Here is a 21548-nt window from a genome sequence, read left to right on the forward strand (position 1 = left end):
CATCCCCCAACCCTCACCACTTCAGGCCCGGCTCCTGGATCTACTCGGCGTCGACCCCACCACCCTAAGATGATCAAGTACCGCACCCGACAACCAACTCGAGTTGATCAACCCCCATGTGCGGAATACCCGGCTAGCGTGGAGGTATGAACCCCGAAGTCGAGGCCACCCCACGCGTGGTCAAGTCCGAGGACGAGTGGCGCCAGCAGCTGACCGCCGAGGAGTACGCGGTGCTGCGCCAGGCCGCCACCGAGCGCCCGTGGACCGGCGAGTACACCGACACCAAGACCACCGGCGCGTACGAGTGCCGCGCGTGCGGCACTGAGCTCTTCCGCAGCGACACGAAGTTCGAGTCGCATTGCGGCTGGCCGTCGTTCTGGAGCCCGCTGGCCGGTGACAAGGTCATCCTGCGCGAGGACCGCGCGATGGGGATGGTCCGCGTCGAGGTCCTGTGCGCCACGTGCCACAGCCACCTGGGTCACGTGTTCGAGGGCGAGGGCTATGGCACCCCCACCGACCAGCGCTACTGCATCAACTCGATCTCCCTGAGGCTGGTTCCCGCCGGCGAGGAGTGACCACTCACGTCGGGTCGGGGATCGTGGCCGGACCCACGTGCGGGAGAACCCGTCCGGCCAGACCCGGGCTGACTAGTTTCTATTAACTCACGCATGTAAAATAACCAGATGAGCGAGCAGACGTTGAGCGACTCGAGCCAGGGTCCGGTGCTCGGGGACAGTCGCCGCCGGGTCTTGGAGATCCTGCACGCCACCGACGGCCCGCTGGGTGTGCAGGAGATCGCCGACCGCATGAGCCTGCACGCCAACACGGCACGGTTCCATCTGGACGGGCTGGTCGATGCGGGGCTCGCCCAGCGTGCGGTGGAGGAGCGCGGCCAGCCCGGACGTCCCCGCATGGTGTACCGGGCCGAGCCCGCCGACGTTCCGCCGGGTAGGCGCAGCTACCGCCTGCTGACCGAGATGCTCACCACCCTGGTGGTCGACGTGCTGCCCCAGCCCGAGCAGGCCGCCGTCCGGGCCGGCGAAGCGTGGGGGCACTACCTTGCCGATCGGCCGGCGCCCTTGCAGAAGGTCGATGCCGACGACGGCATCCGGCGCTTGTCGACCGTGCTCGCGGACGCCGGGTTCGCCCCCGGTGCCGTGCTCGATGCGGATGCACCGGTGATCCCCTTGCACCACTGCCCGTTTCGCGAGATCGCCGAGCAGCACAGCGAGGTCGTGTGTTCCCTCCACCTCGGACTGATGCGAGGCGTGCTGGCGGAGGTACGGGCCCCGATCACCGCCACGCGGTTGGATCCGTTCGTCGAGCCGTCATTGTGCCTGGCCCACCTCGCCTCGACGGATTGACGGCTCGACGTCGCACGTCAGGAGTGCGCGGCGCGGCTCGCGAACTTGTCGATGCCGAAGAGGACCGGCGCCTCGGTGAACACTGTGCGCGGCGGGCGTTGTGCTCGTAGCGGATGCCCATCGTCTGTCCACTATGGTTCTCCGGACGAACCTCGAGGAGGACCGCGATGGCGACCGTGTTTCTCCGTGATGCCGCGGCGACCGCCGCCATCTTCGGCTTCTTCGGCTCCGCGTGGTTCGGCTGGGCGCAGGAGCATCCCCCGAAGTCGTGGCGGCGGTGGCTGCTCGCGGGTTCCGTCGTGTCGTTGGTGACCATGGTCGCCGGCGGGCTTCTGGTCTGGCGGCGCTGGGGCGACGGCACGGCGTTCGACGAGGACACGAGCATCACCTTCGGCGTCGTCGTCGGCATCGAGCTCGTCCTGGCCGGTGTCGGCGCGGCGGTGCTGGGAGCCCGCGGCCGCAGGGACATCGTCCCGGTCTGGATCGCGCTCGTCGTCGGCGTCCACCTGTTTCCGGTTGCGGTGATCATCGGATATCCGGCGATCCATGGGGTCGGCGCGCTCGTCACGATCGCAGCGCTCGCGGCCATTCCGTTGGCCCGGTCGCGGTCGCTTCCGGTAAGCGCGATGAACGGTCTCTGCGTAGGGACGGCCTTACTCGCGGGTGCGTTGTTCTCTGTCGTGACCGCACTCTGAGATCGGACCAGGTACGTTTCAGTCGGGCTCTTGGTTGATCCATCGGCGAATCGCCTCTCGGCGACCCCACGCCATGACGGCACCGGTCGCGATGGCGACGAACAACAACGCCAAGCCCGGCAGTCCCAGCGCGACCATGACGATGCCCAGCGCCGCGATGGCAGCGATCGCGACCGTGGTGTGGTGCCGATGTTGTGGGAGGTTGTCCATCGCGGTGTGGAACGTGCGGGTGAAGTCCGGATCTTCGGCCCGCAGGCCACGCTGGATCTCGACCAGTGCCTCGTGCTCGTGCTTGTCGAGCATCGCGCACCTCCTGACTGCCGGTGGATGACGCCTCGACGCGATCCGCGGCGACATCTCCTGTCCATCGGATTTATATCGTATCACGATATAGTTCGGATGGGTACAGCTCCAGTCACGTTGGACCGCCCTCGCTAGTTTATACGACTGAACACTGTGTAAACTTCGGGCATGGTGTACGTGACCGGGCGGCCTGCCGCGGCTGGCATCGTGACGACGGCTCCGTGAGTACGGGGCGGGCGGTCGCGGCCGCGGTGATCTTCGTCTGGCTCGGCATGGTGCTGGCGATCTCGTTCCTGGAGACGCCGATGAAGTTCCGGGCGCCCGGGGTGACGCTGCGGATCGGGCTCGGCATCGGACGGCTCGTCTTCCGGGCGCTGAACACCGTCGAGGTCGTCCTGGCGGTGGTGTTGCTGGTCTGCGTCGTGCTCGACCAGCCGCCGACCCGCGTGGTGGCCCCGATCGCGGTCACCGTCGCGGCACTGGTGGTTCAGCTGGCGGCGGTGCGGCCGAGGCTGACCCGCCGATCCGACGCTGTCCTCGTCGGCGACGACGCGCCTCGATCGCGCGGCCACCATGCCTACATCGCCCTGGAGACCATCAAGGTCGCGGCACTGGCCTTCGGCGGCATCCTCCTGCTGGCCGCCTGAGTCACCCCGTCGGCGCTGATCTCGATGACGACCTGGCCGTGATGGGAGGCGTGTCGCCAAGATCACTCCGGCCGGGGGGCGTACGGTGACCCGAAACATATGGGGGCGATCAATGCTGTCCTGGAAGTCGGGGCTCGTCGGCGTGACCGTGCTCGTGCTTCTCACGAGCGGGTGCGAGGACGACGACCTGCCGAGGTCGACCGGCGATCCGTCGCCCAAGGTCGACACCCGCGCCGAGGCCGAGCGGTTCGCGCCGGCGGTGTGGCTGGCCGACGGCGAGAAGAACATGCCGATGGACGCCGACAGGTTCATCGCGGAGTCAGAGCTGCGGTTCAACTACGACTGCCGGAACGGGCGTCCGGAGGTGACGGTCGCCAGGGATGTCGACGGGTCGAGGTTGGCCGGGCACGGCGACGGCGCCTACACCGCCAAGGACTGCGAGGACAAGAGCCCGACCTTCGCCTCCGACAAGGACGTCGATGGCGGAGCGGACGGTGACTTCTACCTGGATCCCGCGAACACCGACGAGGTGCGGCGAGGGGACGGCCCGAGTGCCCCGGCCTATTGGGAGTACTACGACAAGGGCGACGGGCACACCACCGCGTACGTGTACTGGCTGTTCTACGGCTACAACGACTTCGTCAACAACCACGAGGGAGACTGGGAGCGGGTCGCCGTGCGGCTGGAGGACGGCGAGCCGACCGGGCTGACCTTCTGGAAGCACAACGAGGGCCCGTGCAAGGTGGAGTGGGACGACGCCGAGAAGATCGACGGCCGCCCGGTCACCTACGCCGCCGACGGCTCGCACGGCTCGTACCACCGCGCCGGTGCGTACGCCGCGACCACGAGCGTGCCCGGCGTCACCGACGAGACGTCCCAGGGCACCCGATGGTCCACATGGGACACTGCGCGACCGGTCGTCGACCAACCATGGTGGGGCTACCGGGGACTGTGGGGGAGTCAGGACGGCATAGAGGGCAGCAACGGCCCGCGCGGCCCGTATCCCGGCCGGGCCGAGTCGGTGTTCGCCGACAAGGCCTGCCTCGGCCCGCTGGAGCCCACGGCCACGGCGGGCCCGCCGGTTCCGTCGCGGTCGCGGCCGGCGGCCAACGGCGTGCCGGCAGCGTTCCAGGGGAGCTGGCGGTCGCCGGCGCCCGTGGACCAGCCGACCAGCGACAAGACCTACCACGTCGAGCTGACCATCCGCGACGGCGCGGTCGGCGAGCGGGTCGGCGACGTGCGCTACCCGGGCCTGGACTGCAGCGGCTCGCTCACCCTCGACGAGGCTCGGGCGGACCGGCTCGTGGTGGCCGAACACATCGACGCGATGCCGAAGAGCCCGTGCACGGTCGAGGGTCTCATCACGCTGACCCCCACCGCGGACGGTCTGCACCTCGAGTACGCGGGGCGCAGCGACCCCGACACCGTCACCGTGTGGGCCGAGCTGACCCGCTGACTGTCCACAATGGACTTTCTAGACATGCCTTCGAGTTGTTGAGCGACGACCGGCTGGACCTTCTGGTCCGATGCGACCCTACTTCGGCTCGACGTCCGGACGTGGTCGATGGCCATGTCGAGCGCGATCCTCATCGGTGTCACGTCGTGCGCGGTCCGGGCGAGGAGGTACCCGCCCTGGAGCGCGGCCATGATGCCGGTCGCCAGCTCGGCCGGGTCCGCGTCGGGCCGCAGCCGACCGGTGTCACGCATCCGGCCGAGACCGGCGGCCAGCAACCGTTCCCAGGTCGCGAAGTGCTCGGCGAGGGCTGCCCGAGCTTGCTCGTTCTGATCGGCGAGCTCGTTGGCGAGGGAGCCGAGCGGGCACCCGTACGCGCCGTTGCGAAGCGCGTTGCGGTGGACCATGATGTCGCGCCAGCGAACCAGCCCCGCGCGGCGAGCCCAGCCGGCGCAGTTGCTGCTCCTGGCGCTCCAGCAGCGCGGTCGCCTGTGCCTCGACGACCTCGCGGACCACCGCGTCCTTGCCGGAGAAGTAGCTGTAGAGCTGCGACTTGCTGGTGCCGCTGGCCGCGCGGATGTCGTCCAGCGTCGTCGCGGCCACGCCCTTCGCGTGCATCAGCTCCACGGCCGCCTGCAGGATCCGGGCCTTGGTCGCCTCTCCGCGCGCGGTCAGCCGGGCCGGCCGCGCTGTGTCGTCCGGATCGGCCACATCGGACAGGCTAGCGCATGCGTGGTCCCGGCCTGGACCGCATGGTCCGGTCCGAGACAGGGAGCGAAGACCAGTTGCGCCCCGCCATCACAGGTTCGGCGATCGTCCTACTGGTCTTGGACCAGACAGTCCGGTTTACGGAGGAGGGCGTCGAGTGCCGAGCAGTCTCGACAGGATCCGGGCGGAGCTCGTCGCCCACCGCGTGGGCCCGGGGGCTCGGCCACGAGCCGAGCTACTCGGTGGCGCCGGCCGCGCGGGTGGCGATCATCGGGCCGGCGGATCCTCGACGAGCTGCCGCACCTCGTTCTCCCGATCCTCCGAACCTGACGCGGACGGTGCGCGCGTACCGGGAGTACCTGCCGTCGGTGATCCCGCTGGTGCACCCGTCGCCGCTCAACTTCCGCTGGCAGTCGGAGAACCCCTGGCTCGACGCGGAGGTCGTCCCGGCCCTGCGATCCCTGGTGCGCCGGGCGCTGTCCGGCTGAGGAGACCGATCAGCTGCTTCGGCACCGGGTCTCGCCGGGCGAGGCGCGGTACGGGTGCCTCATTCGATGACGTCGTACGTCTCGACCGCCCGGCTGTCGAGGAGCGGCACGATGCGGTCGAGGACGAGGCTCGTGAAGTGCTCGGTCCCACGGTGCCGGGCGAAGGCTTCGCGGGAGGCGTAGCGCTCGAGGAGCACGACGTCGCGCGGGTCGTCGAGGGCGTGGTAGACCGCGAACGACACGTTGCCGGGTTCCGACCGGCTGGCTTCGGCGAGCCGCGGGAGAAGCTCGGAGAGCTCGTCCTCCTTGCCGGCCGAGACGGTGTAGCGGGCGATCACCTGGAGCTGGGACATGGTGTCCTCCTTGTATGCGGGCCTTTCGACAACGCGGCCAGGGGGCAGCTGGGCGCGAATACCACGATCCAAGATCCACGAGACATGGCCTAGTTGTCGGACGACGCGTAGGTGACGAGGCGGGACTGGAGCTCCGGGTAGGCGACGGCCTCCGGGATCGTCCCGCCGTCGCGGACGGCGAGGGCGGCCGTGACGGCGGCGTGGACGGCCGCGCGATAGGGGAGCGACCCGGTGCTCACGCGGCGGACGCCGAGCCCCTTCAGGTCGGCGACGGTCAGTCCGGGGACGGGCAGCACGTTGACGGGCACCGGGATGTTCGTGGTGAGCTCGCGCAGCACGGCCGGGTCGGTGGCACCGGGAACGAAGATGCCGTCCGCGCCGGCGCGGACGTAGGCCGTCGCGCGGTCGAGGGTCTCCTCGACGGTGGCGTGCTGGCCGAGCCAGTAGGTGTCGACCCGTGCGTTGACGAACAGCTCGGGCCGCCGGCGTTTGATCGCGGCGACCTTGGCGGCGTGGACGGGTGGCGGGATGAGCGCCTCGGCGGTGCTGTCTTCGACGTTGACGCCGTCGACCGGCAGGTGGGCGATGTACTCGGCGACCTCGTCCGGATCGTCGGCGTAGCCGTCCTCGACGTCCATGCTGACGTAGCCCGGCACGGGCGCGAGCGCGCGGGCGAGTGCCAGGTTGGCGCCGGCGGTGGCGCGGCCGCCGTCGGGGCGGCCGTGGCTGGCGGCGACGCCGAAGCTGGTGGTGCCGATCGCCTCGAAGCCCGCGGCGGCCAGCGCCAGCGCGGACGGCACGTCCCAGGCGTTCGGCAGGACGAGCGGGGTGTCGCGATGGTGCAGCTCCGCGAAGGTCATCGGATCGTCCTCTCGATCGAGGTCAGCCGGCCGGCGTGAAGGTGGCGATGTAGGCGAGCGCGCCGTCGAGCGCGTCGCGCAGCGGGGCGACGTCTCCGGCTGCCTGGGCGAGGAGCATGCCGCCCTGGAAGGCGGCCATCACCACGTGGGTGAGGTGGTCGGGGTTGGCGTCGGGGCGCAGGACGCCGCGGTCGCGCATCTTGCGCAGGCCGCGTCGGAACAGCTCCTCCCAGCGTTCGAAGCCTGCCTGGAGGTCGTCGTGCACGGCCAGGTCGGTCTTGATGATCTCGGCGGCCAGCGACCCGTAGCCGCAGCCGCCCTTGCCGGCCGGCTCCCAGCCGATGTAGGAGTCCGCCCACCGGCGCAGGGCCTCGAGGCTGTCGAGCTCTCCGAGCTCCTCCCGCCGATGGAGGGCGATGACGTTGTCGGCCCGCCACTGGATGACGGCGCGGACCCAGCTCTCCTTGTCCGGGAAGTAGTGGTTGAGCTGTGACCCGCTCACGCTCGCCGCCCTGCGCAGCAGCTCGTTGTTCGTGCCGTGCACGCCGCGCTCGTAGATGAGCTGTGCCGCGGCCTCGACGATGCGGGCCCGGGTGGCCAGCCCCTTCGGCGTCAGCTTGTGCGTCGTCTCCGTCATGACGGCCACCATATACAAAACTGGGCTTGGCAGACCATAAAAATAGGCATGTAGTGGTCTCTGTTGCCCAGGAACTAGGAGGAGTGAGGGACATGTGTCCGGCACCCGGTCACGACCTCGCCGCTGGGCGAGCTCACGCTCGTCGCCGACGGGCCGGCGGCATGGACCGGAAGCGCTTCTTGTTGAGCCTGGAGGAGCCGCCGGCCGCCGATGCGGGAAGGCTGTTCTGACCTGAAGTCCACGGTGGAAGGAACGACGATGGCGCCGAGCAGGAACCGGGTCACGCCCACCGGCGAGATCGAGGCGTTCCCCCTTCGCGGGGCGTGGACCGGAAACCGCGGGATCCTCCACTCGGGCCGGGAGATCGTGCGGTTCCATGCGAGCGACCTCTGGATCACCTGCGCCCTGGAGTTCCGCGGCCGGTGGCGGGAGCAGTGGCTGCCGAACCGCTGGACGCACCTCTACTTCCACGACGAGGCGGTCTCGTTGGCCGCCGGGCACCGGCCCTGCGGTGAGTGCCGGCGCGCGAGCTACCGGTCCTATCGGGACGCGTGGGAGGCCGAGCTCGGTGGCGGCCGGCCGTCCGCGGTGGAGATGAACAGGCAGCTCCACGGAGAGCGGATCGTGCGCGGGACGCGTCGGCGGCGTTTCCACGAGATGCCGTGGGCCGGCCTGCCGGACGGGGCGTTCGTCCTGTTGGGAGAGACGCCCGCGCTCGTCGTCGACGGGCACCTCGCGGTGTGGACGCGCGAGGGATACGTGGGGCACCGACGCGCACCCAGGTCGGGCACCGCGACCGTCGTCACGCCGCCGTCGTCGGTGGCCGTGCTCCGCGCGGGCTACCCGGTCCAGGTCGACGACGCGGCACTGCGGACGTGACCCGTCACGAAGAGCGGTCGACCGGCTCGGCGAGGCATGCGACGTACAGGGCGATCGCGTATCGGTGGGCGCGGATGTCCCTGCCGGTCAGCCGGCTGATCCGGTCGAGCCGGTAGATGACGGCGTTGCGGTGGACGTGCGGTGCGCGCGCGGTGCGCACGAGGTGGCTGCCGCTCTCGCACCAGGCGATCACCGTGGCACGCAGCACGGCCAGTCGTGCTCGGTGCGCACCCGGCGCAGGAGCTGGTCGGTGAACCGGGCTCGGGGCCGGTGCTCGAGGCCGGTCAGCAGCAGCGGTAGCCGCAGCTCCGCGATGTCGCGCACCGCTCCGCCGCCCAGCCGTAGCGCGCCGCGTGCGTCCTGAATGGACTCGTGCAGTGCGAGCACGCCGTCGGCGGGTGCGCCGACGCCGAACACGGCGGTCACACCGTGTCCGTCCCGCAGGCTCGCCGCCGCGCGGTGACACGCGGCCAGGACACCGGCGGCGTCACCGTCCATGCGCGGCAGGGCGGTTCTATGTCGACGAGGTGATCCGCGACCAGGATCGGGACGCCTGATGCGGGTCGCCGTCGTCGGTGGCGGCCCGGTCGGGCTGTGCACCGCGCTGGAGTTGGCCAGGGCCGGCGCCGAGATGGTGGTGCTCGACCGGGGCGAGCCGGACGGCGGGGCGGCGATGGCCAACGCGGGCTGGGTCGTGCCGCCGCTGTCCGGGCCGGGTGTCGTGCTCGGCACCGCGCGGGCGACGCTGCGCGGGGACGGCTCGGTGCTGCTGGGCGGGTTGCCGTCGGCCGGGTTGCTGCGCTGGTGCGCCGGGTTCCTCCGGGAAGGCACGGCGTCCCGGCATCGCGCTGGCATCCGGGCCCTGCTAGGACTGGGAACCCTTGCGGTGGAAAGGTTCGAGGCGCTTCGCGAGTCCGGTGTGGACTTCGAGACGCACCAGGCAGGGCTGCTGCTCGCCGCCCGCACCAGACCGGCCTGCACGAGGCGGTCGAGCTCGCCGAGTCCGCCCGCGACGCCGGCTACGGCGGCCGGTACTCGGTTCATCGGGGGCCGTCCGTGCGAGAGGTGGAGCCGACGCTCGGTCCCGGGGCCCTCGGCGGGGTGCGCCTGCGCGACGAGGCACACGTGCGGCCGGAGACGTTCGTGGCCGGACTGCGCGCCTGGCTCGTGCGAGGTTCTCGGCGTCGAGCCGGCGCCGGACGGCTGGCGGGTCGCGACGCACACCGGTGCGGTACGGGCCGACCGGGTCGTGCTCGCCGCCGGCACGTGAACCGCGGCTCTCCTGCGCCAGGTGGGCCTGGTCGTGCGGCTGCGGGCGGGCAAGGGCTACAGCATCACCGCGCTCGGCACGGGACCCGTGCCGACCCACCCGCTGAAGCTCATCGAGGCCAACGTGGCGTGCACCCCGTTCGACGGCGGGCTGCGGATCTCGGGCATGTTCGAGCTCGGCGCCCGCGACGGCGCCGGCCGGGCCCGCCCGATCCGCCACGTGCTGCGCCGCGCCCGCCGCTACCTGCCCGACTGGACCCCGACCGGGCCGGCCGTCCGGCTCGCCGGCATGCGCCCGGCCACCCCGGACAGCCTGCCGATCATCGGCGCGGTTCCCGGCCACCCCGGCCTGTTCACGGCGACCGGACCCGGAACGCTCGGCCTCACCCTGGCACCGGCGACCGCCGCGTTGCTCGCCTCGCTCGTGCTGGACGGTCGGGACGCGCCGGAGCTGGCGCCGTTCGCGCCGGATCGGTTCGGCCGCGCAGGCCACCGAGCACGCACCGATCACCACCGGTTGGGCGGCGGGCATCCCGCGCCTGGGTGGGTCGGTGCCGTGGTGCGTCGGGCCCGTCCTGACCGACCCGGCCGGCCCGGGTGAGCACCGGGTGCCCGGCGCCGTGGCGTCCGCCGGCCGGGCACGCGGTGGTCACGCGGCGCGGCGCCAGACCAGGCACCCTGCCGTGTCGATGCTCTCGCCGGCCGCGACGGTGACGGTGCCCGGCTCGTTGACCACGCCGTTGGCGATCACGTCGCCCGCCGCGTCGGTGCGGCTCCAGTAGCAGCCGCCCGCGTTGCTGCCGTCCGGGCCGTCCGTCCGGTACGTGCCGGGCTGGACGTCGACGCCGATCTCGAACAGGCCGTCCCGGAACTCCGACAGCGGGCCGGACGGGCTCACTGTCACCGTCTCCGTGACGGTCGCCGTCTCGAACCGGGTCACCGTCACCCGGGTGGGCGTGGCCGGGGCCGACTCCTCCGGCTCGCCGCGCGCGACGGTGCCCACGACAGCGGCCACCGCGGTCACCACGACACCGGCGACGGTCAGGACCAGCCACGGCCAGAGCGGCCAGCGATGCCGCGGTCCGTTCGTCTCCTCGGTTGTCATGAAGACTCCTCGCGCTGCTGCCCAACAGTCGTCACGTCGATCGAAATCGTTACAGGTTCACGGAATACCCGTCGATCCAGCGCAGGTCCAGCGACCGGACGGCGGCTTGACGGGGGCCTGACCACCGTCTTCGACCTCCTCGCGACCCGATCGCGGTAACCGCGGTTGATTTCCACCACCTCAGCAGGAAGCATCGGAAGGGTCCGACGAACATCGAGCAGGAGAGGTCACCGTGACGAAGCCGTACGTCGTTCGCTATGTCGGCGGGCCACTCGACGGTCGAGTGGACACGCTGGCAGAGCTGCCCGACGAGCCGCGCACCACGGTAACCCATGTGCACCTCCACGAAGGCCCGAAGATCGTCCACCACTACGACCTGTGCTACGCGGTTGAATACGGCTGCGAGTACCGGGTTCGTTCAGAAGACGAGGAATAACCTCGCGCCGCCCTTCCTTGTCGCCAGCAGGCAGTCGCCAGCGGACAGGGAAAGAGGAGGACATGTCGGGAGCGGTGGTCATCGGGGCGGGGCCGGGCATCGGCCGGTCGGTCGCCCGCCGGTTCGCCAAGGAGGGCCTGCCGGTCGCGGTCATGGCCCGGGACAAGGACAAGCTCAATGCGGTCGCCGAGGCGGTGGGGGCGTTCGCCGTGCCGGTGGATGTCGCCGACGAGGAAGCGTTGCGTGGCGCCCTCGACGTGGCCGCCGCCGAGCTCGGCCCGCCCGACGCCGTGGTCTACAACGCGGCGGTCATCCAGGCCGACGTGCCCGGTGAGCTGTCCGTGCGGCAGCACCAGGAGGCCTGGACGGTCAACGTGGTCGGGGCGCTCATCGCCGCGGCGCACGTGCTCCCCGGCATGGCCGGGCGCGGTCACGGCACGTTCCTCATCACCGGCGGCATGCCCGAGCCGAAGCCGCGATACGTCAGCCTCTCCCTGGGCAAGGCCGGCGTGCGGTCGCTCGTCACCATGCTCGACATGGAGTACCGGTCGCACGGTGTGCACGTCGCCACGGTGACCGTCGCCGGCGTCGTGGCTCCTGGCACGGCCTACGACCCGGACGACATCGCCGAGCAGTACTGGCGCCTGCACACCCAGCCACGCGCCGAGTGGGAGCGGGAGTACCTGTTCGCCTAGCGGCGCACCGGAATTAAAAGTGTTGGTTGCGTCCCAGCGAACGGTGCGGACCTCCGGTGGTTTGTGGCTGGGTACCGTCACGGTCCCCTGAGCTGCCGTTGGTCGGCGCGAGGACTTCCCGCCGCCTTGCCAGCCACCACGCGGATCACCGGATCTGGCGCCGAACTCCCGACTCAGGACACTAGCGGCGCACCGCGAGGTCCGCGACGACCGGTCGGTGGTCCGACGCGAGCGTGTCGACCACCGCCGTGTCGCGCACCTCGATCCCCGAGGACACCGTCACGTAGTCGATCCGCTTCGCCGGCATGTCCGCCGGATATGTCGGGCCCGGCTCGGCCGAGGTCCACGCGTCCGACAGCCGGGTCCACAGTGGAGCGAGCTCGGGCGCGGTCGGCTCGGCGTTGAGGTCGCCCAGCAGGACCTGCCGGGCACCGCGCCGGTCCTCGGCGAGGATGCGCAGCGTGTCCGCCACCTGCAGCTCCCGCACCGCGGGGTCGGCCCGGTAGTCCAGGTGCGTCGCGTAGACGTGCACCGGCACGCCGCGCACCAGCACCACCGCCTCGGCGAACCCGGGCGCCGGCGCGGGCACCGGGTTCGGGTCCTGAGTGGACAGTCGGGTGAGCAGGTGGTTCTCCGCCGACACGATCGGGTGCCGGCTCAGCACGGCGACTCCGTACCGGCGCCGCGGTGCGCCCTCGGTCAGCGGCGGCAGGTCGTAGATCGGTGCGAAGAACACCCACATGTGCAGCTGCCGGGCCAGGTCGGCGGCCTGGTCGCGGAAGTCGCTGCGGGCGTCCCAGTGGACGTCGACCTCCTGCAGGCCGACCACGTCGGCGCGGCTGTCCCGGATCACGGCGGCGGTCCGCGCAAGGTCGAGCGCGGTGTCGCTGCCGATGCCGGTGTGGATGTTGAAGTTCATCACCCGCAGCGGCACGTCCCGGCCGGGCCCGTGAGCCGGTGCCGCGGACGCGGGGGTGCCGAGCAAGGACAGGGTGAGCAGTGCGGCCAGGAGCAGGGGGAGCCGGCGCATCGCGTGAAGACCTCCGTCAGGGTGGGCAGACCGTCCCGTTGCGCGGCACCTTAGCGTCGGTGAGGAAACTCACGGCGGCGGCCGTGGCACACGGAGAGAAACCCAGGGCGCCGTGCCCGCCGCCCTGCCAGGACACGTACACCCCCGACGCGAGCTGCTGCGCGGCCCGCTTGCTGCCCTCCTCCGGGGTGACCGCGTCGCTCGCGGTGCCGATCACCATGACCGGCGGGGCGTCGCGCGCGGTCGGTGTCGGCAGCGGCTGGTTCGGCACCGTCCACGGGCTGCACAGCGCGAGCCGCTGCGCGGCCAGCGCGCCGAACGTCGGGAACCGCTTCTTCCAGTCCTTGCCGTACTCCTCGATCCGCCCGGGGGACAACCGGGTCTTGGTGTCGTTGCAGCTGATCACGAGCGTCGAGTCCAGCGTCGCGGCCTGGACGTCGGTGCCGATCACGACCGGGACGAGCAGCGACACGAGCCCGCTCGGGTCGCCGTCGCCGGCCTTCGCGAGCGCCGCGGACAGCGCGGGCCAGGTGGACCGGTCGGACAACCCGATCATCACCGCGTGCATCGCCGACCCGGCGGTGATGTCCAGCGCGTCCGGCTCGGTCATGGGGCTGTCCCGCAGCGTGCCGAGCAGTTCCAGCAGCGCGCGCTTCGGCTGGCTGCCCAGCTCGCAGTGGCGGTTGACGCAGTCGGTGGAGAACGCGTCGTAGGCGGCCTCGGCGCCCTTCGCGATGCCCTCGAGCGCGACCGCGGCGTCCTGGGTCGGGTCGGGCACGCCGTCCAGCACCAGCCGGCCGACCTTGTCGGGAAACCGGTCGGCGAACACCGACAGCACGCGCGAGCCCTCGCCGTGCCCGATGCCGTTGAGCCGGGTCACGCCCATCGCGTCACGCAAGGTGTCGAGGTCGGCGGCGGTGCGCCAGGTGTCGAGCGCCGGTAGCTGGCTCTCCAGCGCGATCGAGCACCGCTGGCCCGCGGTCTGCGCGGCCTCCAGCCACACGTCGATCGGCAGGTCGGCCGGGTCGGCGTCGACAATCGTGCGCCGGACCTCCTCGGGTACGCAGTTGGCCGCGGCGGAGTTGCCGGTGCCGCGCCGGTCCATGCCGATGAGCGAGAACTTCTCGAAGAACTCCTGCGGCAGCGTCGCGGCCAGCCGGGCTGCGTACAGCGTGCCGGGCAGCCCGTCGACGTCGTTGACCACGACCAGCGGCACCGGGCCCTTGCCCGCGCGCAGCAGCTGCACGCGGGCGACGCCGCGGCCGGGCGCGTAGGGGGAGTCGAGGACCGCGTTGATCTTGCCGCACTCGATCGGCAGCCAGCCCGGCAGCTTCTGCTCGGCGAGCCTGCCGCGGACCTCCTCGGAGCACTCCCGCCAGGCCATGCCGCCGGTCATCTCCTCCAGCGGCGGCACCTCGGGGGTGGCGGTCGGCGCCGCGCTGCTGGCGTCCGGCGCCTCCTGCACGACGATCCCGGGCCGCGCCGACGGGCCCGCGGTGCACCCGGCGACGAGTCCGGCAGTCGCGAACAGAACGGCGAACCGCCGCACCCAGCCCAGGCCGGTCACCTGGCCTCCTCCTACATCCTCGACAGAACCGCAGCGTCGCACGCCACGGGTGAGGGTTCCGTGAGTAAGAATGGCCGGGTGCAGCTGCCTGTGATGCCACCCGTGCCGCCGATGCTGGCCAAAGCCGTGCCCGCCATCCCCGACGGCCAGTTCTACGAACCGAAGTGGGACGGCTTCCGGTCGATCGTCTTCCGAGACGGCGACGAGGTCGAGATCGGCAGCCGCAACGAGCGCCCGATGACCAGGTACTTCCCGGAGATCGTCGAGGCGCTCAAGGCCAACCTGCCGCAGCGGTGCGTCCTCGACGGCGAGATCGTGATCGCCAGCACGGAGAAGCACGGCCTCGACTGGGAGGCCCTCCAGCAGCGGATCCACCCGGCGGCGAGCCGGGTCAAGCTGCTGTCCGAGCAGACCCCGGCGAGCTTCGTCGCGTTCGACCTGCTCGCGCTGGGCGACGAGTCGTACCTGGAACGCCCGTTCGGCGATCGCCGGGCGGCCCTGGAAAAGGCGCTGGCCTCAGCAAAGGCACCCGTGCACCTCACCCTCGGCACCACCGACAAGGAGGTGGCCGCCGAGTGGTTCAACCTGTTCGAGGGCGCAGGACTGGACGGGCTGATCGCCAAGCAGCTCGGCGAGCCCTACCAGCCGGACAAGCGGGTCATGAAGAAGATCAAGCACGAGCGGACCGCGGACTGCGTGCTCGCCGGCTACCGGGTGCACAAGTCCGGTCCGGACGCGGTCGGGTCGTTGCTGCTCGGGCTGCACGACGACGCGGGCAAGCTGGCGTCGGTCGGCGTGGTCGGCGCGTTCCCGATGGCGCGGCGCAAGGAGCTGATGGTCGAGCTGCAGCCGCTCGTCACCACGTTCGACGACCACCCGTGGGCGTGGGCGGCGCACGAGGCGGGGGAGCGGACGCCGCGCAAGAACGAGGTCAGCCGGTGGAACGCGGGCAAGGACCTGTCGTTCATCCCGCTGCGCCCGGAGCGGGTGCTCGAGGTGCGCTACGACTACATGGAGGGCCCGCGGTTCCGGCACACGACGCAGTTCGTCCGCTGGCGCCCGGACCGGGAGCCGTCGTCGTGCACCTACGGGCAGCTTGAGCAGCCGGTCCGGTTCGACATCGACGACATCCTCGGCACGAAGTAGCCGTGCGACGACTTCTCCCCGACCAGGCGGCGGACGTCGACCTGTTCTCCTCCTTCAACAACTCGCCGGGCGGCGTCGCCCAGGTCCGACTGAGCATGGTGATGAGCGTCGATGGCTCGACCACCGACGAGGCGGGGTGGACGTCGCGGCTGGGGCGCCCCGCGGACAAGCGCCTGTTGCGCGCCCTGCGCGGGGTGGCCGATGCGATCCTCGTCGGCGCCGGCAGCGTCCGCACCGGTCGGTATCCGCCGCACCGGCCGCCCGCCGAGTACCGGGCCCGGCGCCGCGAGGCCGGACGTCCGGAGGTTGCACCGCTCGTCGTGGTCACCGGGAGCGGAGACCTCGACTGGTCGCTGCCGGCGTTCACCGACTCGGGTACACCTACTCTCGTTCTGACCTGTGGGCGCGCGCCTACCCCTCGGCTGCCGGCTGACCAGGTCCTCGTGCACGGCGAAGCCACTGTTGATCTCGACGCCGGGCTCGGTGCGCTGCGGGACCGGTTCGGGCTGTGTGCCGTGCTGTGCGAGGGCGGTCCCGGTCTGGCGACGGAGCTGTTTCGGGCCGGGCTGGTCGACGAGTTGGTGGTGAGCCTGGCCCCGTCGATCATGCCGGGGCGCAACCGCCGGCTGGTGGACAATCCACGCCGGCGCGAGGAACTGACACTGTCCGAGGTCTACGAGGAGGATGGCCAGGTGTTCCTCCGCTACGGGGTGCGAGCACGTGACTAAGCAGGATGACAAGCGAGCGGCGGTCAAGGCGAGGCTGGCGAAGGCGCCGTCGCCGACGGCACGAACCGAGGTTCTGCGGGCGCACCTGTTGCGTCGTGCGCGGTCGAAGTCGCCGACGTGGATCGACGAGCTGGCGGAACTCGCCAGCGAGTGCGATGTGGAGCCGCATGTCTTGCGGGCGACTGTCAGCACGCTCGCCTGGCAGGCGAGGGATGTCGGTCAGTCACTGCCGATCGTCAGCGCCGACGACGCTGGTCCCGCCAGCACCCGGGAGCTGTGCCGCCGGTACCTGCACGGGTTCCGGCTGCGGTTCGACTTTAGGTTCGAGGCACTCGGCGCGCAGGTGCCGGTTTGGTTGAAGGCCGACCCGGACGACGCACTGTTTCTCGCGCTGTCCGGGTTCGCCGGTCTCGGCCGGCAGGCAAGCAGGGCGCTACGCGACGTCGAAGAGTCATTGGAGTCGCCGAACGCGGACCAGGTGACCCGTAACGTGTGCCTGCACGCGCTGTGGTTCGGCAACGACGTCGACGGTCAGGCGGAGCGGATCATCCGGCTGTCCGACGAGATGATCAACCGCGGCGAGGACGAGGCGAACCTGTACTTCTGGCGGGCTTACGCGTTCCGTCGGTTGGAGCGGTTCGACGAGGCGATGGTGTCGATCGACCGGGCCATCGAGTTGCACCCGCCCGGGATGAACATCGTGCATCAGGACTACGTTCGGGAACGAGCGCTGATCGCCACGTCGAAGCTTGTGCTGGCGCAGGTCGCCATGCACGCGCGCCAGGTGTCGGACGAGCTCCGAGCGGAGATGAGCAGCCAACTGGAGTCGGCGAAGGCAGAGCTGCGCAAGCAGCAGGAGGATGCGCAGAAGGTGGTTTCGGACAGTTTACTCAAGATCGTCGAGATCCTCGGACTCTTCATCGCGCTGGCCGGTTTTCTGGTTGGTTCGGGCGTAGTGGCGTTCCGGGCGACCGGGTTCTGGCAGAACTTCGCCTCGATGTCGCTGGTCCTTCTCGGGTCCGTGCTGTTCTTCGGCCTGCTGCGGCTGGTGATCAGGTACCGGCCGCAACGGCGTTGATCACGGGATCTCGAGCAGCAGTTCGTTCGGCCGCGCGAACTCCGGCGCGACCACGTCGGCGACGTAGCTTCCTACGACTTCGCCGGTCAGCCAGTCCGGCTCGGGCGGCGCGCCGATCCAGCGGTCCGTGACTACCGGTGTCATGATCGCGACCTCGTGCAGCCGTACCCGGGCGCCGATGTCGCCCACGGCGAGTGCACGGACCATCATGCGTTGAGCCGCGCCGGTGATCGAGATGGGCGCGGCGAAAGGCTCTGGATGATCAGCGGCGATCCCGGCCAGGGTCACGTACACGGGTGCCGCTGTGTGATCGAGAAGCGGCAGAAACGTTCGCGCCACGAGGAAATGGGCGGTGAGGTTGTCCCGGAGGATTCGGTCCCACGTCTCGGAGGACACATCGACCAGCTGCTCGCCTTCCCACCACGCGCCCAGCGACGCGACGACTGCCCGGAGCGGGCCGTGTTCGGCCGGGACGGCGTCGCGTAGTGTCGCGGCTCCCTGCTCGGTCCCGACATCGCCAAGCACGAGATGCAGCCGTTCCTGGTCCGCCGGGTCGACCCGACCCGCCAGTGCGGTCAGCCGACTCTCGCTGCGTGACGGCACCACGACCCGTGCGCCCCGGGCCAGCAGCGCGTGCACCACACACTCGCCGACGACCCCGGCGCCGCCCGCGACCAGGACGGTTCCGAGCGCACCCACGGCTTCGGCGTCTGACTGATGACTGGAGTTCGTCACGCGGCCATTTCAGCATGCGGGCAGGCAGCGAGCGCGGGTGCGCGGCCGGCTCAGCGGCGGTTGCCGGCGCGGCGCTGGTTCACCAGGGACCACACCGAAACGGACTCGCCGGACTCGTCGGCGGCTCGTGACCGTCTCGCGATGAACGGCTCGGCTCGACCGGCGCCGGCCTCGAGCTCCTGGCGGATCTGGTCGTAGATCGGAGTGTCGGTCAACACCAATCCCTTCCGTCGCAGCAGCCCTCGCAAGCTACGCAGCGTACTCCCTCGGATCCATAGCGCGGCAAGGCCTCCCTTTACCACGGAACAGAAAACCGTTCGCGTCAAACGCGGCGGTACCGGACGATTCGCGGAATGGGCACGGGATTTCTCGAGGCGAACGGGCTGGGCCACCGGCTCGACGACGGTCGGCACCTCTTCGACGACGTGACGTTCCGGGTGAGCACCGGTCAGGTCGTGGCACTGGTCGGCGCGAACGGCGCCGGCAAGACCACGCTGCTGCGCATCCTGGCCGGCGAGCTCGCGCCGCGGGCGGGCGGTGGCGTCACCGTCCAAGGTGGACTCGGCGTGATGCCGCAGTTCATCGGCTCGGTCCGGGACGACCGGACCGTGCGCGACCTGCTGCTCGCCGTCGCGCCGCCGCCGGTGCGGGCCGCGGCCGAGGCGCTCGACGCCGCGGAGCTCGCGCTGATGGAGACCGACGACGAGCCGACCCAGCTGAGCTACGCCGACGCCCTGCACGCGTGGGGCGAGTCAGGCGGCTACCAGATCGAGGTCCTGTGGGACACGGTGACCGTCGCCGCGCTCGGGGTGCCGTTCGACCGGGCGCGGTTCCGTGAGGTGCGCACGCTGTCCGGCGGCGAGCAGAAGCGGCTGGTCCTCGAGGCGCTGCTGTCCGGCCGCGAGCAGGTCCTGCTGCTCGACGAGCCGGACAACTACCTCGACGTGCCCGGCAAGCGGTGGCTCGAGGGCCGGCTCGCCGAGTGCGCCAAGGCGGTGCTGCTCGTCAGCCACGACCGGGAGCTGCTCGCTTCGGCGGCCACGCACGTGGTGACGCTGGAAGGCGGCACGACCTGGGTCCACGGCGGCGGGTTCGGCACCTGGCACGAGGCGCGGCTGGCGCGCTGGGCGCGGATGGCCGAGCTGCGCAGGCGCTGGGACGAGGAGCACGAGAAGCTCAAGGAGCTCGTCCGGTCGTTGCAACAGGCCGCGATGAACAGCGACGCGCTGACCTCGCGGTACCGGGCGGCGCAGACCCGGCTGCGCAAGTTCGAGGAGGCGGGCCCGCCGCCGCTGCCGCCGCGCGAGCCGCCGGTGCGGCCGCGGCTGCGCGGCGGGCGGACCGGGCTGCGGGCGATCACCTGCGCCTCGCTGGAGCTGACCGGGCTGATGAAGCCGTTCGACCTGGAGGTGTTCTTCGCCGACCGGGTGTGCGTGCTGGGCTCGAACGGGTCCGGCAAGAGCCACTTCCTGCGCCTGCTCGCCGGCGACGACGTGACGCACTCGGGCCGAGCGCGGCTCGGCGCGCGGGTGGTACCGGGCCTGTTCGCGCAGACGCACCAGCATCGGGAGTGGGTCGGCCGGACCCTGACGGACATCCTGTGGCACGGCGACGGCGACCGGTCCGGCATGGACCAGGGGCGGGCGTCGGCCGTGCTGTCCCGGTACGGCCTGGCGGCGGCGCGCGAGCAGCGGTTCGAGACGTTGTCCGGCGGGCAGCAGGCGCGGTTCCAGATCCTGCTGCTGGAGCTGTCGGGGGCGACGCTGCTCCTGCTGGACGAGCCGACGGACAACCTGGACCTGACGTCGGCGGAAGCGTTGCAGGACGCGCTGGAGGAGTTCACCGGCACGGTGCTCGCGGTCACCCACGACCGGTGGTTCGCGCGCTCGTTCGACCGGTTCCTGGTGTTCCGTTCGGACGGCGTGGTGTCCGAGGTGGACTCGCCGGTGTGGGACGAGGGGCGGGTTCGGCGCGCTCGCTGAACGCCGTCGAGGACGCCGGCGCCCCGGCTCGGCGGGTCGCGAGTGTTGGACTCGCGGGCTTGGGGGTGCGGGACTCAGTCGGCCAGTACGTCGGCGATCGTGTCTATGCCGTGGTCCAGGTCGGCCTGCGAGATGACCAGCGGCGGCGCCACGCGCAGCGTCGTGTCGTGGGTTTCCTTGCACAGCACGCCCCGGTCCATCAGCGTCTCGCTGATCCGGCGCGCGTGCCGGCCGGGGGCGATCTCGACGCCTGCCCACAGTCCTCGGCCGCGGACCTCCGCCACCCCGCGCCCGACGAGCTCGCCGAGCCGGCGGTGGAGGTGCGCACCGAGGGACCGGGACCGCTCCTGGAACTCGCCGGTCGACAGCAGCGTGATGACCGCGCGGCCGACGGCGCACGCGAGCGGGTTGCCGCCGAACGTCGAGCCGTGCTCGCCCGGCTTCAGCACGCCCAGCACGTCGCGCCGGCCGACCACCGCGGACACCGGAAGGATGCCGCCGCCGAGGGCCTTGCCCAGCGTGTACAGGTCCGCCCGGATGCCCTCGTGCTCGGACGCGAACAGCGTGCCGGTGCGCGCGAGACCCGACTGGATCTCGTCGGCGATGAGCAGCACGTTGTTGTCGTCGCACAGCCGGCGGACCTCACGCAAGTAGCCGGCAGGTGGCACGAGCACCCCGGCCTCACCCTGCACCGGCTCGACCAGTACGGCGGCCGTACGCGGCGAGATGGCGGCCTCCAGGGCCTGCGCGTCGCCGTACTTCACGACCTGGAAGCCGGGGGTGAACGGGCCGAAGTCGTTGCGTGCCACCGAGTCCGTGGAGAAGGAGATGATCGTGGTGGTCCGCCCGTGGAAGTTGGAGCCGGCCACGATGATCTCCGCGGCGCCGTCCGGCACGCCCTTGACCTGGTAGGCCCACTTGCGTGCGACCTTGATCGCCGACTCGACGGCCTCGGCGCCCGAGTTCATCGGCAGCACCATCTCGGTTCCGGTGAGCTCGGCCAGCTCGCGGCAGAACAGCCCGAGCTGGTCGTGGTGGAACGCCCGGCTGGTGAGCGTGACCTTGCCGAGCTGGTCCACGGCCGCGGCGACCAGCGCCGGGTGCCGGTGCCCGAAGTTGAGCGCCGAGTACCCGGCCAGGAAGTCCAGGTACCTCTTGCCGGCCACGTCGGTGACCCACGCGCCCTCGGCTTCGGCGATCACCACCGGCAGCGGGTGGTAGTTGTGCGTGCTCCACTGGTCGTCGAGCGCGATGAGGTCGGCCGCAGTCATGGACATACCACCAGATTAAGGCCCATCGGCGGCGATTTCACCCGCAGTCCATTGCGCACAACGCCCCTTCGTTGCGTGATCCGCCCCCACCACAACCAATCGTGTCGCCCCCCGTGCCC

28 protein-coding genes and 1 pseudogene are annotated in these 21548 nt (G+C 71.0%); 15 read left to right on the forward strand and 14 right to left on the reverse strand.

Translation table 11 applies throughout. From position 1 onward, the window contains the following. Positions 1-146: 146 nt before the first annotated feature. The 3 genes from msrB (at position 147) to GEV28_RS32370 (ending at position 2059) form a co-directional block, all read left to right on the forward strand. Entirely contained in the window at positions 147-575 is a 429-nt protein-coding gene (gene msrB, locus GEV28_RS32360) for a peptide-methionine (R)-S-oxide reductase MsrB (RefSeq protein ID WP_291416425.1), read from the forward strand. 108 nt (positions 576-683) lie between these two features. Then, positions 684-1364, forward strand: a complete 681-nt coding sequence (locus tag GEV28_RS32365; RefSeq protein WP_291416427.1) for a helix-turn-helix domain-containing protein — start codon at positions 684-686, stop codon at positions 1362-1364. A 167-nt stretch (positions 1365-1531) separates the two neighbouring features. Continuing rightward, entirely contained in the window at positions 1532-2059 is a 528-nt protein-coding gene (locus GEV28_RS32370; protein WP_291416429.1) for a hypothetical protein, read from the forward strand. Between the two features lie 18 nt (positions 2060-2077). Here the strand turns inward: GEV28_RS32370 and GEV28_RS32375 are convergent, their stop codons facing one another. Then, a complete protein-coding gene (locus GEV28_RS32375; protein ID WP_291416431.1) occupies positions 2078-2362 on the reverse strand; it encodes a DUF3040 domain-containing protein in 285 nt (94 codons plus the stop codon). A gap of 221 nt (positions 2363-2583) precedes the next feature. Between GEV28_RS32375 and GEV28_RS32380 the strand changes: the two genes are divergently transcribed. Further along, a complete protein-coding gene (locus GEV28_RS32380) occupies positions 2584-3009 on the forward strand; it encodes a hypothetical protein (protein WP_291416433.1) in 426 nt (141 codons plus the stop codon). 112 nt (positions 3010-3121) lie between these two features. Continuing rightward, complete coding sequence (locus tag GEV28_RS32385) at positions 3122-4465, forward strand: Vps62-related protein (RefSeq protein ID WP_291416435.1); 1344 nt, start codon at positions 3122-3124, stop codon at positions 4463-4465. A gap of 167 nt (positions 4466-4632) precedes the next feature. Here the strand turns inward: GEV28_RS32385 and GEV28_RS42690 are convergent. Continuing rightward, positions 4633-4776 (reverse strand): annotated as a pseudogene (locus GEV28_RS42690) (TetR/AcrR family transcriptional regulator); the annotation flags it as partial. Continuing rightward, positions 4709-5080, reverse strand: a complete 372-nt coding sequence (locus GEV28_RS32390; RefSeq protein ID WP_367115244.1) for a TetR/AcrR family transcriptional regulator — start codon at positions 5078-5080, stop codon at positions 4709-4711. The gene GEV28_RS32390 and the pseudogene GEV28_RS42690, both read right to left, overlap by 68 nt. A 428-nt stretch (positions 5081-5508) precedes the next feature. On the opposite strand from GEV28_RS32390, the gene GEV28_RS32395 reads away from it, so the two are divergent. After that, positions 5509-5658 (forward strand): hypothetical protein, encoded by a 150-nt coding sequence (locus GEV28_RS32395; protein WP_291416439.1) that lies wholly within the window; start codon positions 5509-5511, stop codon positions 5656-5658. Positions 5659-5717: 59 nt separating this feature from the next. Here the strand turns inward: GEV28_RS32395 and GEV28_RS32400 are convergent, their stop codons facing one another. The 3 genes from GEV28_RS32400 to GEV28_RS32410 form a co-directional block, all read right to left on the reverse strand. Further along, positions 5718-6011 carry a putative quinol monooxygenase gene (locus GEV28_RS32400; RefSeq protein WP_291416440.1) on the reverse strand — a complete coding sequence of 98 codons (294 nt, stop codon included), beginning with the start codon at positions 6009-6011 and terminating at the stop codon, positions 5718-5720. An 89-nt stretch (positions 6012-6100) separates the two neighbouring features. Continuing rightward, complete coding sequence (locus tag GEV28_RS32405) at positions 6101-6871, reverse strand: isocitrate lyase/phosphoenolpyruvate mutase family protein (RefSeq protein WP_291416442.1); 771 nt, start codon at positions 6869-6871, stop codon at positions 6101-6103. A 22-nt stretch (positions 6872-6893) separates the two neighbouring features. Further along, entirely contained in the window at positions 6894-7508 is a 615-nt protein-coding gene (locus tag GEV28_RS32410) for a TetR/AcrR family transcriptional regulator (protein ID WP_291416443.1), read from the reverse strand. Positions 7509-7766: 258 nt separating this feature from the next. On the opposite strand from GEV28_RS32410, the gene GEV28_RS32415 reads away from it, so the two are divergent. Then, positions 7767-8387: a hypothetical protein gene (locus GEV28_RS32415; protein ID WP_291416445.1), complete on the forward strand. Its 621-nt coding sequence runs from the start codon at positions 7767-7769 to the stop codon at positions 8385-8387. A 4-nt stretch (positions 8388-8391) separates the two neighbouring features. On the opposite strand, the gene GEV28_RS32420 is transcribed toward GEV28_RS32415, so the two are convergent. Together GEV28_RS32420 and GEV28_RS32425 are read right to left on the reverse strand one after the other, a co-directional pair. After that, complete coding sequence (locus tag GEV28_RS32420) at positions 8392-8595, reverse strand: helix-turn-helix domain-containing protein (RefSeq protein WP_291416447.1); 204 nt, start codon at positions 8593-8595, stop codon at positions 8392-8394. Beyond that, positions 8577-8885, reverse strand: coding sequence for a hypothetical protein (locus GEV28_RS32425; RefSeq protein ID WP_291416449.1), 309 nt, complete (start codon positions 8883-8885; stop codon positions 8577-8579). The genes GEV28_RS32420 and GEV28_RS32425 overlap by 19 nt, the downstream gene beginning before the upstream one ends. Before the next feature lie 58 nt (positions 8886-8943). Here GEV28_RS32425 and GEV28_RS42695 point away from each other — a divergent pair, with 58 nt between their 5' ends. Together GEV28_RS42695 and GEV28_RS42700 are read left to right on the forward strand one after the other, a co-directional pair. After that, entirely contained in the window at positions 8944-9657 is a 714-nt protein-coding gene (locus GEV28_RS42695; protein WP_367115241.1) for an FAD-dependent oxidoreductase, read from the forward strand. A 21-nt stretch (positions 9658-9678) separates the two neighbouring features. After that, positions 9679-10257: an NAD(P)/FAD-dependent oxidoreductase gene (locus GEV28_RS42700; protein WP_367115242.1), complete on the forward strand. Its 579-nt coding sequence runs from the start codon at positions 9679-9681 to the stop codon at positions 10255-10257. A 48-nt stretch (positions 10258-10305) separates the two neighbouring features. On the opposite strand, the gene GEV28_RS32435 is transcribed toward GEV28_RS42700, so the two are convergent. Beyond that, positions 10306-10761 carry a hypothetical protein gene (locus GEV28_RS32435; RefSeq protein ID WP_291416451.1) on the reverse strand — a complete coding sequence of 152 codons (456 nt, stop codon included), beginning with the start codon at positions 10759-10761 and terminating at the stop codon, positions 10306-10308. 232 nt (positions 10762-10993) lie between these two features. Between GEV28_RS32435 and GEV28_RS32440 the strand changes: the two genes are divergently transcribed. Both GEV28_RS32440 and GEV28_RS32445 read left to right on the forward strand, forming a co-directional pair. After that, the gene (locus tag GEV28_RS32440; RefSeq protein ID WP_291416453.1) at positions 10994-11197 is read left to right on the forward strand and encodes a hypothetical protein; all 204 of its coding nucleotides are present in this window, start codon (positions 10994-10996) and stop codon (positions 11195-11197) included. Between the two features lie 62 nt (positions 11198-11259). Beyond that, positions 11260-11892 (forward strand): SDR family oxidoreductase, encoded by a 633-nt coding sequence (locus GEV28_RS32445; RefSeq protein ID WP_291416455.1) that lies wholly within the window; start codon positions 11260-11262, stop codon positions 11890-11892. Positions 11893-12073: 181 nt separating this feature from the next. Here the strand turns inward: GEV28_RS32445 and GEV28_RS32450 are convergent, their stop codons facing one another. Beyond that, the gene (locus tag GEV28_RS32450) at positions 12074-12922 is read right to left on the reverse strand and encodes an endonuclease/exonuclease/phosphatase family protein (RefSeq protein ID WP_291416457.1); all 849 of its coding nucleotides are present in this window, start codon (positions 12920-12922) and stop codon (positions 12074-12076) included. 16 nt (positions 12923-12938) lie between these two features. Continuing rightward, the gene (locus GEV28_RS32455; protein WP_291416458.1) at positions 12939-14489 is read right to left on the reverse strand and encodes an alpha/beta hydrolase; all 1551 of its coding nucleotides are present in this window, start codon (positions 14487-14489) and stop codon (positions 12939-12941) included. Positions 14490-14567: 78 nt separating this feature from the next. Here GEV28_RS32455 and GEV28_RS32460 point away from each other — a divergent pair, with 78 nt between their 5' ends. The 3 genes from GEV28_RS32460 to GEV28_RS32470 are packed head-to-tail and all read left to right on the forward strand — an operon-like array spanning position 14568 to position 17441. After that, on the forward strand, positions 14568-15635 hold the full coding sequence (locus GEV28_RS32460) for an ATP-dependent DNA ligase (RefSeq protein WP_291416459.1): 1068 nt from the start codon (positions 14568-14570) through the stop codon (positions 15633-15635). Positions 15636-15637: 2 nt separating this feature from the next. After that, a complete protein-coding gene (locus tag GEV28_RS32465; protein ID WP_291416461.1) occupies positions 15638-16363 on the forward strand; it encodes a dihydrofolate reductase family protein in 726 nt (241 codons plus the stop codon). Further along, entirely contained in the window at positions 16356-17441 is a 1086-nt protein-coding gene (locus GEV28_RS32470; RefSeq protein WP_291416463.1) for a tetratricopeptide repeat protein, read from the forward strand. The genes GEV28_RS32465 and GEV28_RS32470 overlap by 8 nt, the downstream gene beginning before the upstream one ends. Here the strand turns inward: GEV28_RS32470 and GEV28_RS32475 are convergent, their stop codons facing one another. Beyond that, positions 17442-18176, reverse strand: coding sequence for an SDR family NAD(P)-dependent oxidoreductase (locus GEV28_RS32475; protein ID WP_367115243.1), 735 nt, complete (start codon positions 18174-18176; stop codon positions 17442-17444). It lies immediately after the preceding gene. Between the two features lie 50 nt (positions 18177-18226). After that, positions 18227-18391, reverse strand: a complete 165-nt coding sequence (locus GEV28_RS32480) for a hypothetical protein (RefSeq protein WP_291416467.1) — start codon at positions 18389-18391, stop codon at positions 18227-18229. A 138-nt stretch (positions 18392-18529) separates the two neighbouring features. Here GEV28_RS32480 and GEV28_RS32485 point away from each other — a divergent pair, with 138 nt between their 5' ends. Beyond that, entirely contained in the window at positions 18530-20158 is a 1629-nt protein-coding gene (locus GEV28_RS32485) for an ABC-F family ATP-binding cassette domain-containing protein (protein ID WP_291416468.1), read from the forward strand. 74 nt (positions 20159-20232) lie between these two features. Here the strand turns inward: GEV28_RS32485 and rocD are convergent, their stop codons facing one another. Then, positions 20233-21429 (reverse strand): ornithine--oxo-acid transaminase, encoded by a 1197-nt coding sequence (gene rocD, locus GEV28_RS32490; protein ID WP_291416470.1) that lies wholly within the window; start codon positions 21427-21429, stop codon positions 20233-20235. Positions 21430-21548: the final 119 nt, after the last annotated feature.

The organism is Actinophytocola sp. (genome assembly GCF_009379765.1).
GTDB lineage: Bacteria > Actinomycetota > Actinomycetes > Mycobacteriales > Pseudonocardiaceae > Actinophytocola.